Origin of the sequence: Acinetobacter sp. 766875, from assembly GCF_000582055.1 — a bacterium.
Taxonomy (GTDB): Bacteria; Pseudomonadota; Gammaproteobacteria; order Pseudomonadales; family Moraxellaceae; genus Acinetobacter; species Acinetobacter nosocomialis.
Genome location: NZ_JEXX01000019.1, coordinates 24,353 through 37,838 on the forward strand (window position 1 = coordinate 24,353; position 13,486 = coordinate 37,838).

The following is a 13,486-nucleotide window of genomic DNA, read 5'->3' on the forward strand; positions in this document are numbered from 1 at the left end:
GTGATGCTTTTAGCCAAATTCGAAAATATGGAGTGACTTGGTTGTGAGTACTCGTTTAATGACATCTGCTGAAATTCGTGAAGCATTTTTGCGCTACTTTGAAACGCAAGGGCATACACGTGTTGCATCGAGTTCTCTTGTTCCTGCCAACGACCCAACTTTATTATTTACAAATGCTGGGATGAACCAGTTTAAAGACTGTTTTTTAGGTCTTGAAAAACGTGATTATGTACGTGCAACAACATCACAAAAATGTGTACGTGCAGGCGGTAAACACAACGATTTAGATAACGTCGGCTATACAGCTCGTCACCATACATTCTTTGAAATGTTAGGTAACTTCTCATTTGGTGACTATTTCAAACGTGATGCACTTAAGTTTGCTTGGGAGTTTTTAACCAGCGAACAATGGCTAGCTTTACCGAAAGATCGCTTATATGTAACGGTTTATCATACCGATGACGAAGCTTATGACATCTGGAATAAAGAAATTGGTTTAGCACCAGAACGTATTATCCGTATTGGTGATAACAAAGGTGAAAAATACGCATCAGATAACTTCTGGGCAATGGGTGATACAGGTCCTTGTGGTCCATGTTCTGAAATTTTCTTTGACCACGGTGACCACATTTGGGGTGGCTTACCTGGTTCTCCTGAAGAAGATGGCGACCGTTTCATTGAAATCTGGAATAACGTTTTCATGCAGTTTAACCGTACTGCTGATGGCGTACTTCACCCTCTTCCAGCGCCATCTGTAGATACAGGTATGGGCTTAGAGCGTATTTCTGCAGTATTGCAACATGTTAATTCAAACTATGACATTGACCTGTTCCAACACTTATTAAAAGCTGCTGCAAACATTATTGGTATTGAAGATGAAGGTCAGCCTTCTTTACGTGTCGTTGCAGACCATGCGCGTTCTTGCTGCTTCTTAATTGCTGATGGTGTAAATCCAAGCAATGAAGGACGTGGTTATGTATTACGTCGTATTATTCGCCGTGCTGTTCGTCATGGTAACAAGCTTGGTGCAACAGGTACGTTCTTCTACAAAATGTTGCAACCATTAATTGAAGTGATGGGTCAGGCTTACCCTGAGTTAGAAGCTCGTCGTGATGTGATTGAAGCAACTTTAATTCGTGAAGAAGAACAGTTTGCTAAAACACTTGAGCAAGGCTTAAAACTTCTCGAAGGTGAACTTGCTCAGTTAAAAGATAAAACTATTCCGGGTGCGACTGTATTTAAACTTTACGACACTTATGGCTTCCCGACAGACTTAACGGCTGATATTGCACGTGAACGTGGCTTTATTATTGATGAAGCCGGTTTTGAAGTTGAAATGGCTGCACAGCGTCAACGTGCACGTGATGCTGGTAAGTTTGCAGTTGACTATAACAGCATTGTAAAAGTCGAAGGCGAAACTCAGTTTGACGGTTATATCAACACAACTGGTCAAGGTCAGATTGTAGCGATCTATAAAGATGGCGTACAAGTTGACGAAGTTTCTGAAGGCGACGAAGCACTTATCGTTTTAAACCAAACTCCTTTCTATGCTGAAAGCGGTGGTCAGATTGGTGATACTGGTATCTTCAAAAATGAAACAGGTATTTTTGAAGTTCAAGACACTAAAAAGTCTGGTGGTGCCTTTGTTCATCAAGGTATTGTGACTGTTGGTAACCTCAAAGCAAATCAAAATGTAGAAGCGATTGTTAAAGCAGACATTCGTGAAGCTACTGCGCGTAACCACTCAGCAACCCACTTGTTACATGCTGCCCTTCGTCAAATTTTAGGTTCACATGTACAGCAAAAAGGTTCTTTAGTTGCAAGCGACATCTTACGTTTTGACTTTGCAAATGACCAACCTGTTTCATTTGAACAATTACAACAAGTTGAACTTCTCGTAAATGCTGAAATCATTGCCAATACTCCAGTGACGACTGAGCTTCTCGACATTGAAGCAGCAAAAGCAAAAGGCGCAATGATGCTGTTCGGTGAAAAATACGGCGATGAAGTTCGTGTACTTTCTATGGGTTCAGTTATTGATGAGAAAAACTTCTCAATCGAACTTTGTGGCGGTATTCACGTAAAACGTACAGGTGATATTGGTTTATTCAAAATCACTTCTGAAGGTGGTGTAGCTGCTGGTGTACGTCGTATTGAAGCAGTGACTGGCACTAAAGCATTAGAAGTGGTACAAAAAGCTGATCATGATATTCAGCACATTAATAGCTTACTAAAAGCACAGAAAGACCAAACAGTTGAGCGTGTACAAGCCAATGTAGAATTGGTTTCTGCATTACAAAAGCAGATTGAACAGCTCAACCAGAAATTGGCAAACTTCCAAGCGGCTGATTTGATTGACCAAGTTCAAACCATTGCTGGTCGTCAAACGCTTATTACTACTGTTCAAGGGGTTGATGCCAAAGCGCTTCGCAACTTACATGACAGTGTAAAATCAAAATTAGAGAACGCAGTGATTGTGTTAGCAGGTGTAGAGGGTGACAAAGTCAGCCTGCTTGCATCAGTCGCGTCACAATACACTGCAAATCTAAAAGCAGGTGACATCATCAAACATCTAGCAACTGAACTAGGTGGTAAAGGTGGTGGTAAACCTGACTTAGCACAAGGTGGCGCGCCACTTAACGAGAAGTTTGGACAAGTGATCGCAGCATTGCCTGCATGGCTTGAACAAAAATAAGACTTCACTTTTTGTGTAACTGACCCTGAAAAGCCTCTCAGGGTCATGGCTTATATGGAACAACTATGGCATTAATCGTTCAAAAGAATTAATGCCATTTAGCCACTCCAAGACACACTAAGACAAAAACTACAATAAAAGCCTTATTTCTCAATATTTCTCCCATTTAAAATATAGACACACTAAGACATTTTAGGACAGAATAAGCCTCATCAATTATGTACACATACGTGTACATATTCGTACTTATATCTTAATTGACAAAAATTATGTACACAGGTGGACTATGGCTTTAACTGAAGTGTGGCTGAAAGCTAATAACGGCAAGGCACGTGATAAAGTTGAAGAAATAGCAGATCGGGACTCAATGAGTGTCAGAGTCTCACCTAAAGGTAAAATTGTTTTTCAGCTTCGGTACCGTTTTGCTGGTAAAGCTGAACGTTTAGACCTTGGCACCTACCCTCATATTTCTCTCAAAGATGCACGTATAAAAGCTAGTGAAATGCGTTCACTATTAGACAAGGGAATGAATCCTAAAGTTGAGGTTCGTGTACAGCAGCAAAAATATATTGATGCAAGCACATTTGAAGAGGTTTTTAATGATTGGTATGAAAGTTATTGCCTGAAAAAGAAAACTTCTGCCCAACAAATTAAGAATACCTTTGAACAACATGTAATTCCTGAGGTTGGCGATTTACCAGTTGACAGAATCACCTTGCAACAATGGTTAGCTTTACTTGAGGAACTAGCTGATGAAGTACCTTCTATTGCAGATCGGGTTTTAACGAATGCAAAACAGGTTCTTAAGTGGGCTAAAAAGAGACAGTTACTTGAAGTAAATGTTTTATCTGACATCTATGCCAAGGAAGATTTAGGCATAGAGAGAAATAGAGGAACCAGATTTCTTTCTGATGAAGAAATTAAAATGGTTTTGATGGCTATTGAAGAATCAAATATTTTGCCTAAAAACAAAATTTTCTTAAAACTATGTTTAATGTTTGGTTGTAGAAATGGCGAACTCAGAAAAGCCAAAAAGACAGATTTCGATTTAAATAGAAAGGTTTGGATTGTTCCTGTAGTAAACAATAAGACTGGCAAGAAAACTGGCCGTGAAATTATTCGCCCTATTTTGCCTGAAATGGAGGCATTAATTGTCGAGGCTTTTGAATACAGCACATGTGAGTACTTCTTAACTAATGACAGTGAAGCAACCCCTATGAGCCATGGTTCTTCAAATTCATTGCCTGGTTATGTAATGGAACGCCTTAGAAGACATCATGATTATCACATGAAACATTGGTCGCTTCATGATCTACGAAGAACTGCTCGTACTAATTTCAGTGCATTTACATCGCGTGATGTTGCACAACTCATGATTGGTCATGTAATGTCTGGTGAACAAGGTACTTATGATTATTATGAATATTTACCTCAGCAAACAGAAGCATATGCAAAGTGGTTGGATAAATTAAAGTCTCTAACCAATAATTAGGGTTTACCCTTTTAGAATTGCAGAATTTCCGACCAAATGCGCCAGATACTGCGTCAATTTTTGACTTCTACTTGTTTATCCACAGCTTTTTAAATTTGAATTTAAGCTCATCTCTAGAATATCATCTTGAATATGTTACAAAATCAAGCTAGGGGAAACATATGAGCGAAATTGCACCATCCATTATTCAGATAAAGCCACTCCTTCAAAAAGGTTTTGTTTTATCTGAGGTTATGTCTATCAAGCTAGTTGTACCATCAACTCACATGCTTGTCCCTTACGCACTTGAAAAGATTTCCGCTGGTTTCCCCTCTCCAGCACAAGATTATGTCGATAAAGCGCTCGATATGAATGAGCACTTAATCAAAAATGCAACTTCAACGTTTATTGTCAAAGTTGCATCACTATCAATGCTTAATGCAGGTATAGATATTGATGACGAATTGATTGTGGATCGTAGTCTTGATGCAAAGCACGGCGATATTGTTATTGCACTAATTGACAATGAATTCACAGTTAAACGTTTAATGATCGATGAAAAAGGCCAATGGCTTAAAGCAGAGAATCCGGATTATAAAAATATTTATTTAGCGGATGGCCAAGAATTAATAATTTGGGGTGTTGTCACTCATATCATTAAAATGACACGGCATTAAGTCATGAAACATCAGAACAAAGTATTTTTTCTCATCGATGTAAATAACATGTACGTTTCATGTGAGAGAGTCTTTGACCCATCTTTGAATGATAAGCCTGTTATTGTGCTTAGCAATAACGATGGGTGCGCCGTGGCACGTAGCAATGAGTCAAAAGCTCTAAACATAAAAATGGGTGTGCCACTATTTCAGATCAAAGACATTGTTCAACAGCATAACGTAATCGTACTTTCTAGTAATTATGCAATGTATGCAGAAATGTCACGGCGCTTTCATACGATTCTTGCATCTTACGTTACTGATGAAGAAGTTGAACCTTACTCTATAGACGAATGTTTTGTTGATTTCACCGCTTATGAGAAAAACTTTGATTTAGAAAAAGTCGGTCACGATATGCGAGCGAAGATTTGGAAATGGATTGGTTTGCCCGTGTGCGTAGGTATTGGTCGCAGCAAGACGGAGGCAAAGATTGCAAATCATATTGCAAAGAAAAATCCCGGATTTAACAGCGTTTGTGACCTCGTTAATATGGATCCGTGTAATAAAGAATATTACTTTGCTCAAATAGACGTTTCCGAGGTTTGGGGAGTTGGGCGTAAGCACGCAAAAAAACTACATGGTATGGGAGTTAAGACTGTTTTAGATTTAGCATGTACTGAAGCACGCGAAATGCAGCGGCAATTTTCTATCGTTATGTCGAGAACGATTAATGAATTGCAGGGTATCTCATGCATTGAAATTGAAGATACACCACCTTCAAAAAAACAAATAATAAAATCTTGTTCATTTGGTACAAAAGTAACTGAGCTAGATGATTTGAAAGAAGCTATAGCAATGCATGCACAAGAAGCATGTAAACGGTTGCGTGATGAAGAGTCACTTTGTGGTTGTCTACTAGTATTTGTTCAATCAAGTCCATTTGATGAAAGTGCGCCTTTTTATAATAAGTCTATTACTGGCGCATTTTCAGAACCTACGGATAGCGCGCTGGACTTCGTAAAAGCAGCAGTAAGGATGGTGTCTGATATTTATAAAGAAGGTATCAAATATAAAAAATGCGGTGTCATATTAACAGGTTTAGAACCTAAAGCTGGTCATACCTATGACCTATTAACCGATTTTGAAGTCATAGAGAAGAAAGAACAATTGATGAAAGCACTGGATAACGTGCACAACAAATTTGGAAAGAAAAAACTAGGTGTTGGCCCTTGTTATATATCTGGACGTAACTGGTCAATGTCGCGAGATAAATTGAGTAGAAATCCGTTTAGCTTTGATGGACTAATAACTATAAAAGATTAAAATACAATATATTAGAGATATTGAGTTTACTTTTATGAAGAAAAATATGAAAGAAATTGAAAAATATGTTGGATATTATTTGCTTGTATATATTTGTGTTCTTATAGTTTGCGGTTTTTTTCAATATATGATGGTATGTCAAGGAAAGTCATTACAATGCAATTTTAGTATAGATGGAATAAATAAAATCATTACCACTACTGCTACAATTTTAACTCCTATCATCGCGATTATTGGTTTTCTCTCCTGGCGTAATCAAGAAACATACAAAAAATCTCAAGAACTTATTGAAATGATTCTAGATAAAGTTCGAGATTTACAAAATAGTTGGCATGCAAGCCGAGATTATGAAGACTTCAGTCTATTTCAGCAGTATTGTGCAAAGGATATTTTTGGCACTAAGAATTTTGATGATTTGGAATTATTTCAAAATATAGTAAAAAGAAACCAAAAAAACATTATAATTTTTAATGATTTATTGTTTTTGAGTGATAAATTATATTACGAGGCTGAATTAGATTTCAGCGAGCTTGATAAAATTAATGAAAATATAAGACAGACTCTAGAAAATAACATGGATGACCTACTTAGTTTCCGCCAAGAATTGGTACACCTAAGATATGGTGGCAACCACGAAGTAAAATCTGAGATAGAAATGCGTCAAATATGTGACAAATTAGATAGTTATTGTAATTATATTATGGGGCGAAAAGAAAATGTGGACCGGCGCGACTATACAAAAGAAATTAATGAGACTATTCATAAATTAGGTAAAGAGTTGATAAAACTAAAAAAACAGATTTAAAAGTCTCATCTTAATTATTTTACTATCTCAAATACATGGATGAGCAGTTTTTTAAAATGAGAATAAATTTGCTCAAAATTAATTGATCTTATTAAAAATGAGCAAATATTTTCTCAATAAAAATCCACCTTAGATGACTTTCACACAAATACCTACATTCACATTATTATTAATCGTATGCGCTGTGCATCCTGAAAATAGAATGCAGAGCAATGTAATTGTGAAAGCAATATTTGAACGTCTGCAATGAAAGACTTTCATATAACAATCCGATTTGCGATCCAGCCATAAAAGAATTGCTCTTGGCTTTTATTACGCTCACAAATCTCAATATAGCGCTGACCCTGCATAATGTTCAGAACTCGAACTAAAACTTTTTCTCCTTCTTTCCCGCGTTTGACCAAATAAGTTTTGAGTGCATTAAGAGTTGCCGGACCATATATCCCATCTACTGATAAATCTGGCCACCCTGCTTTACCATTGTTATTTAGGAGATTCAAAGCACGTTGTAAAAGAGGTTTTGCAAATCCGGTACCGCAATTCACACCAGTGTCTAGAAGCTCTTCAGCTACAGCAGAAGAAATGATATTCACCTGATCAAAACGTGGGGCTGTCCAATAGTTTTTGCGATAAATTGCTTTGGCCACTTCAAGCGGCAAATCTTTCATGTTTCCTTTAAATCCGTTTGCTCGAGCAACTGCTTCAGTAATACCGTATTTAGTTGCACCACCTCGATCTGCTGGGTTGTTTACGTACCCGCCCTCACGCTTAATTAACTCGTCCAGATATTGTTCAATGTTCATTTCGGTTTCCTTCAGATGTAAAAAACCGCCCGAAGGCGGCATTAGCTGTTTTCAATGTCTTTTCTGGCTTTCTTAAACTCTTTGATCACTTCAACGATCGTTTTACCTTCCTGTTTATCTATGAAATTAAAAATCCAACGGACTAAAGCCCAACCGGGTAAACCACAAACAAAGAAGAACCCACCTAGAGCAATCATCCCCCATACATCAGTAACCCATTCATGAAGTCCCCACTTCACAATAATGAATGAGCCGCCAGCCAAACTTGATACAACCGTACAGATCAAACCAACTGCCCACTCTTGTGGTGAGCGTGGCATTCGTGTCATCAATACAACTGCTGCAACTAAAGCAACCGCTAAAGTCACCATAATTGCTGCACCATAAAATTTTAAAATTGCTGTTAAACCACTAGTGGAAACTGGTTCCATTAATATCTCCAGAAAATAAAAAAACCGCTAGGAAGCGGTAGTTTTTCGTTGTCCAATCCATCATTGGACCGACCATAAAAAAAGCACCCGGTTGGGTGCTTTAAAGTACAAAAATAAATTAGATTTAATCTTGAGTTACTGTTTACCTGTATAGAAATTTTTGGGATATGGGCAATAAATCACTGCCTCATAAAAATAGTTAAAGCTTCTTGAACCTGTAGTTCCCGGAATATTTCCGTTTTGCATCAATTTTACTTCAATAGTTGTTAAGTTCGGGAATGACATAACTGGATAAAAGTTTGCTTCACCATACTGCACACCACTTGATGTAATTCTCATGCCATTACGCCAGGGGTATGACATCGTATCTGATATAAATAGATGTTCGCTAGATAATTCTTCAGACAATGTAATGGTATAGGTTGCCGCAGGGTTGGTATAAGTATTGACGCCACCTGTCATAATACCTGCCAATTGCAAATATCCTTTAAGAGCATCAAATACTAAGGTACCTTCAGCATTAAAAACCTGAAGTCCGAATTTACTCGGCATCATTTTTGCAATGGTATAACTTACTACTGTTCCTACATCTCCTTGCTGATAACCAAAGAGATTAAAGTTAAAATTCCATATACCATTAATTTTAGTTAATATTGAATTTGATCGTATTGGACGCCCTGAAAGCGTCCGAGCAAAAGAAAGAATTTGACTATTTAAACTAGCTAAGAATTTTTCATAGTCGGCATCACTTGGTTCATCATAATCAAAACCTAGCTCTCTTAAAGTATTACCTGTTGCGGCAGTTACGGTACCCGACCATGTATAATCATATCCTTCAACATAATAAGAACTATTATTACGATCAATAAAAGTATTTAAAGTTACATCATACTTTCCCAAGAACTTAGCTGAGTTGTATGTATCATCAATAACAACATTGAAGTTATCGTTTTTAAGTTCAAAATAACTAACCACGATATCCACCATATCGAATTTTAAAACCTGCTGGAATCATGGGTTCTTTCCACTGCTTTTGATCTAAATCTGAATACCGTTTATGTCGAATCCACAAGCCCATAGCTTGAAATTTCCAAGTATTAGGTGAAGTAGAAATTTGCTCAAAAGCACATCGGCATCCTTTAATTTCACCAATCAGAATAGGCTTTATCAGGCCATCAGGAATGGTAAATTGCCATGAAGCTCTATCTTGATAAGAATTAATATCTGTTGGATTTATTACCTCCCCAACCATATGAGAAATTGGCAATGATTGCTTAAATGGTATTAATTGGGCTCCATCAATAGAAGCCAAGAACTGAGCATCCACTAACTTTTCTCCTTAGAAAATACCGAGTTTTACCCGGATTTGATTCAAGTCGTCATAGACTTCAATCTTTTTGCCGCTAATAACAGTTCGTGCACCGTTAGGTTTGTTTTCATCTGCAAGTGAGATAAAAGTACCCAAGTTTGCTGTGATAACGCTTAAGTTTTCTGCCCAGATCCGATTGGCATTGATATATCCAAAACTACCATTATCGACATACAAACCACGCGGAATAACAGTGCCATTTGGCAAAGTCACTGGCTTGTTTTGCAGTGTCATTAATGGCTTTGGCTCTATACCGTCAATACCCACAGGTGTGCCAAATTGGATGCAATCATAGTTAAAAATGAAAGTAGAAGTCGTACCATCATTCATTGATCCATGACCAGAAACATGGCCATTTACATCGAACTTAGTAAACTGCTGAGCATAGATGCCATCAACACTTTCACTGACATTTTGAATAGACGCACTATTCTCACCGACTTTTGTATTTAACGTTTCCGTTACTTTAATCGTTGAAGAAATAGCACTTGAATTTGCCTCGAGCTGGCGCTTGAATACGGCATTGTTCTCATTCATCTGAGCAGAAAGCTGTTCAGTAAGTTTAGCTTGGGCCAAATCACCTTCGATACGAGCAGATTGCTCTGACCATACGCCTGCATAACCTCCTTCATTTCCGATTAAGTCAGATTCTGACCCGATAAATGGAGGATTGATTTGCGCGTAAACTCCATCAATCCTTGTAGTTTGGGCATTAACTTTGTCATCTACATTCTTAATATCAGACTTAACTTGCTCAAGTGCACCAGTTGATGCCTTATCATCAAGCTCAAGATTAATTGAATCAATCGCTTCAGCATTTGCCGAAGACTGATCTACCGCGACTTGTGCAGATTGGCGTACCGTGGCTAAAGCACTATCATTGCTAGCAATATAAGTATCAATCTTTTGAACTGTTACTTTGTCACCCTCTATACGCGCTTGAACCTCTTGCTGAGCGTACGCACGTAAATCATTTACTTCAACAACGGTTGTATCAATGCGCTTACTAAGTGCCAAGTCTCCTTCGATCATTGCCGATTGAACAGACCATGTGCCAGCAAAACCTTGATCGTTACCAATTAGATCTGATTCAGAGCCAATCAATGCAGGATTCAGTTGTGCATACACACCATCTGTTTTTTCAGCAACTAATGAAAGATCATCTGCAACAACACGAATATCTTCCTGAACCGCCGCAAGACCATCATCACTTGATTTCTTGACCGTTTCTACAACTTCAAGAACACTTTCATCACCATCAATAATTTGCTGTGAAAGGCCATCTGAAGCTTGCTGAATAGCGTTTTGACGATCAATGACTTCTTGTGTAATCCGATCTTTCGTATTCTGAATATCTTGCTTAAGTGGACCTATTTCAGCATCAATAGTCTCAATATGATCAATCTTGGTTTTAATATCCTGGTTGAGCTGAGACTCACTGATTTGATCATTTAAAAGCTCAAGAACATCTGTTGCATCGGCAGAAGTTGTCGCATGAGTCCAATCCGACCATGATCCAATGTTTCCAATCCTATCGATCAAACGGCCACGATAGAATTGAGTCAGATTTGGCTGTAAACCTTGCAGAGTATGAGTCGTTGTTGGATAAGCGAATAAGCCCAATTGAGCAATGTTGCTAGTACCATCCGGTGAAACCTGAATCTCTGTATAAGCTGTATCTAGAGCACCAGTTGCAGGGAAGCCCCAATCAAGTTTTATACCGAATAAGATTCCTGTCGCTTGGATAAATGCCAATTTTGGCGGTAAACCTTGCTTTCCAGAGAGTTCAGTCAAAGTTGAATAAACTGGTAAAGAAGCTATCTCAAAAGCTGAAATCGCTGTTACTCGTGCTTGATATTGACCCGCATAAATACCTGGTACTTCGACTGAGTTGTTGCCGGTTATTGGAAGCTTAATCCAACTCCCGTCATCTTTACGCCACTCAACTTGATATTTAACCGCGCCCTTAGCCTGCGCCCAAGATACTATCATGGTCGCCACATTGATGCCCTGATCAACTCGGCTTTCACTAGTAACAACGACATCAGTTACAGGATCCTGAATTGTTGGGTTCACAATCGAAATCGGAACCTCATCAAAATAAGCACCCTTATCAATGGCATCAAACTTGGCTGGGTTATATTGAAGTGCAGTCACTGAAAATTGATGATGCTCATCTTGGGTAATAGAAATCACTCGAAACTTCATTGTTGCCAAGTCTTGAGCATCAATCACCCAGACGTTTTGTGTGGCAATAGCATCAAATTCATGAGTAACAGTTACCACTCGACCAGAGATCGATTGAACTATTCGCGTTTGAGCTTTGCCATCCTCGCCATTAATAATCAGTCGGTCACCAGCAACTGCCACAACGTCGTCACGATCTAGGGTAATGCTTTTACGATCTGCTGATATTTTAGATACACGACCACCATTTGCACGACCTGCAAATAAAGGGTCAGCAACTTCAATAACTTTCCCCGGCAACGGAATATGGCCATCTAGCCCAACTTTGAAAGACACTGTACGTGTTTCAAGTTGCTCAGACTTTAATGCCCACCAGCCTGCTCGCTGCGCTTGCCCACGCGAAGTGCATCCCCATGCGTCAAGCTCAAGAATACGAACTTGGCCCGCTTCAGCAATTGCTTTCTCATCACGAACAAACTCATATTCGGTTTTGTAGTGATTAGCTGGGTTATCCCACGCAATTTTTACAACATTATGGCGATCACGCGCACGGGTTCCTGAGTATTCAAAATTGCCATCAATGACATTGGCACGGGTATATGTAAAGTAAGTATCTTGGGGAATATCCGCATCACAAATAATGCTATTGCCATCCCAAAATGTGATGGCACGAAATACACCAGCTAACTTAGTTAAAATCTCAAAGGCACCTTCTGCACTCTGAAGATAAACATTACAAGTAAAGCGTGGTTCTTGGCCGCCTAGACCGTCTGGTACCATTTCGTCACAGTATTGTGCTAATCGGTACAATGACCACTTATCAACCATAAGTGGAGTTAAGCGGTCACCTAGCGCATAGCGATCAACTGTACAGATGTCGTAATAGATCCATGCAGGGTTGTTAGAATAAGCCTCTTTGAAAGTACCGTCCCACATCCCAACATATTGCCGTGTTGCTGGATTGTAATTAGTAGGAACTTTTAGGAGCCTACCCTTTGTATCCATAGCAACTTTTGCTACGTTTCCAAAAGTCTCAGCATCATACTGAAGGCCCAATAATGCTGTGTTTGGGTAACGTAATTTCGCATCGATCACTTCTGTAACAGCTGCAATATACATCTTGTCGCTGATATATTCAGAAGTTGTATTGGGTGTAAGTCTACGAACACGAACAAGCCAGCCAGAGTCTGCACGAGGCAAATCAATCCGATGAGCACGTTCATAATTTGCAGATGTTTTATCTGAAATTTTGGTTTTTAGTACTTCAGTCCAGACACCACCATCAATCTGTAAATCAATTGCGTATTCGATTGTTACGCCAGATACGTCACCATTTGTAGCGTTCTGAGTACGTAAAGGTCCCCATTTTAAGCGCAGACGAACTGCGTCAAGATCAAGATTACTAAAAGCGCGGACCCACGGTGTTTCAGACTTCAGCTCCACATCGATAGCAGTTTCATTTTCTACTGCAGGAAAACCTTCAATGTATTCCTGATCATTAGTACCATTTCTAAAATCAACTTTTACATTTTCAAAGTTAAGGCTTCCATCTGCATTCTGAAGTGGAGTTTCTTCTAAATAAATTGACTGAAGCCCATTAGCTAAACCTTCAATCTCGCCTTCAGCTAAACCATATAGAACCTTGATAAAAGTTTTCGATTGAGCAGAATCTGGTGAAATGACAGGTTGCCGTTGTTTTTTACTGCCTTTTTTTGCGCCTACTACTGCATTCATAAGAAATCTCAC

General features: G+C 38.8%; 10 protein-coding genes. 5 read left to right on the top strand and 5 right to left on the bottom strand.

Annotated features, from left to right (window positions below; all coding sequences use genetic code 11):
* The first annotated feature begins 58 nt into the window (after positions 1-58).
* The 5 genes from alaS to J576_RS14580 all read left to right on the top strand — a co-directional run bounded on the left by alaS (position 59) and on the right by J576_RS14580 (position 6,950).
* A complete protein-coding gene (gene alaS / locus J576_RS14560; protein WP_025467901.1) occupies positions 59-2,695 on the top strand; it encodes an alanine--tRNA ligase in 2,637 nt (878 codons plus the stop codon).
* 286 nt (positions 2,696-2,981) lie between these two features.
* Positions 2,982-4,187, top strand: a complete 1,206-nt coding sequence (locus tag J576_RS14565; RefSeq protein WP_033855649.1) for a tyrosine-type recombinase/integrase — start codon at positions 2,982-2,984, stop codon at positions 4,185-4,187.
* A gap of 161 nt (positions 4,188-4,348) precedes the next feature.
* Complete coding sequence (locus J576_RS14570; protein WP_033855650.1) at positions 4,349-4,843, top strand: LexA family protein; 495 nt, start codon at positions 4,349-4,351, stop codon at positions 4,841-4,843.
* Positions 4,844-4,846: 3 nt separating this feature from the next.
* On the top strand, positions 4,847-6,145 hold the full coding sequence (locus J576_RS14575; protein ID WP_033855651.1) for a Y-family DNA polymerase: 1,299 nt from the start codon (positions 4,847-4,849) through the stop codon (positions 6,143-6,145).
* 46 nt (positions 6,146-6,191) lie between these two features.
* Positions 6,192-6,950: a hypothetical protein gene (locus J576_RS14580; RefSeq protein WP_227505502.1), complete on the top strand. Its 759-nt coding sequence runs from the start codon at positions 6,192-6,194 to the stop codon at positions 6,948-6,950.
* Positions 6,951-7,207: 257 nt separating this feature from the next.
* On the opposite strand, the gene J576_RS14585 is transcribed toward J576_RS14580, so the two are convergent.
* The 5 genes from J576_RS14585 to J576_RS14605 all read right to left on the bottom strand — a co-directional run bounded on the left by J576_RS14585 (position 7,208) and on the right by J576_RS14605 (position 13,474).
* Positions 7,208-7,753, bottom strand: a complete 546-nt coding sequence (locus J576_RS14585) for a glycoside hydrolase family 108 protein (RefSeq protein WP_033855675.1) — start codon at positions 7,751-7,753, stop codon at positions 7,208-7,210.
* 41 nt (positions 7,754-7,794) lie between these two features.
* Positions 7,795-8,184, bottom strand: coding sequence for a hypothetical protein (locus J576_RS14590; RefSeq protein WP_000433918.1), 390 nt, complete (start codon positions 8,182-8,184; stop codon positions 7,795-7,797).
* Positions 8,185-8,319: 135 nt separating this feature from the next.
* Positions 8,320-9,159 (bottom strand): hypothetical protein, encoded by an 840-nt coding sequence (locus J576_RS14595; protein WP_033855653.1) that lies wholly within the window; start codon positions 9,157-9,159, stop codon positions 8,320-8,322.
* Positions 9,152-9,511, bottom strand: coding sequence for a hypothetical protein (locus tag J576_RS14600; RefSeq protein ID WP_033855654.1), 360 nt, complete (start codon positions 9,509-9,511; stop codon positions 9,152-9,154). The genes J576_RS14595 and J576_RS14600 overlap by 8 nt, the downstream gene beginning before the upstream one ends.
* Before the next feature lie 12 nt (positions 9,512-9,523).
* Entirely contained in the window at positions 9,524-13,474 is a 3,951-nt protein-coding gene (locus J576_RS14605) for a TipJ family phage tail tip protein (protein ID WP_081404072.1), read from the bottom strand.
* Positions 13,475-13,486: the final 12 nt, after the last annotated feature.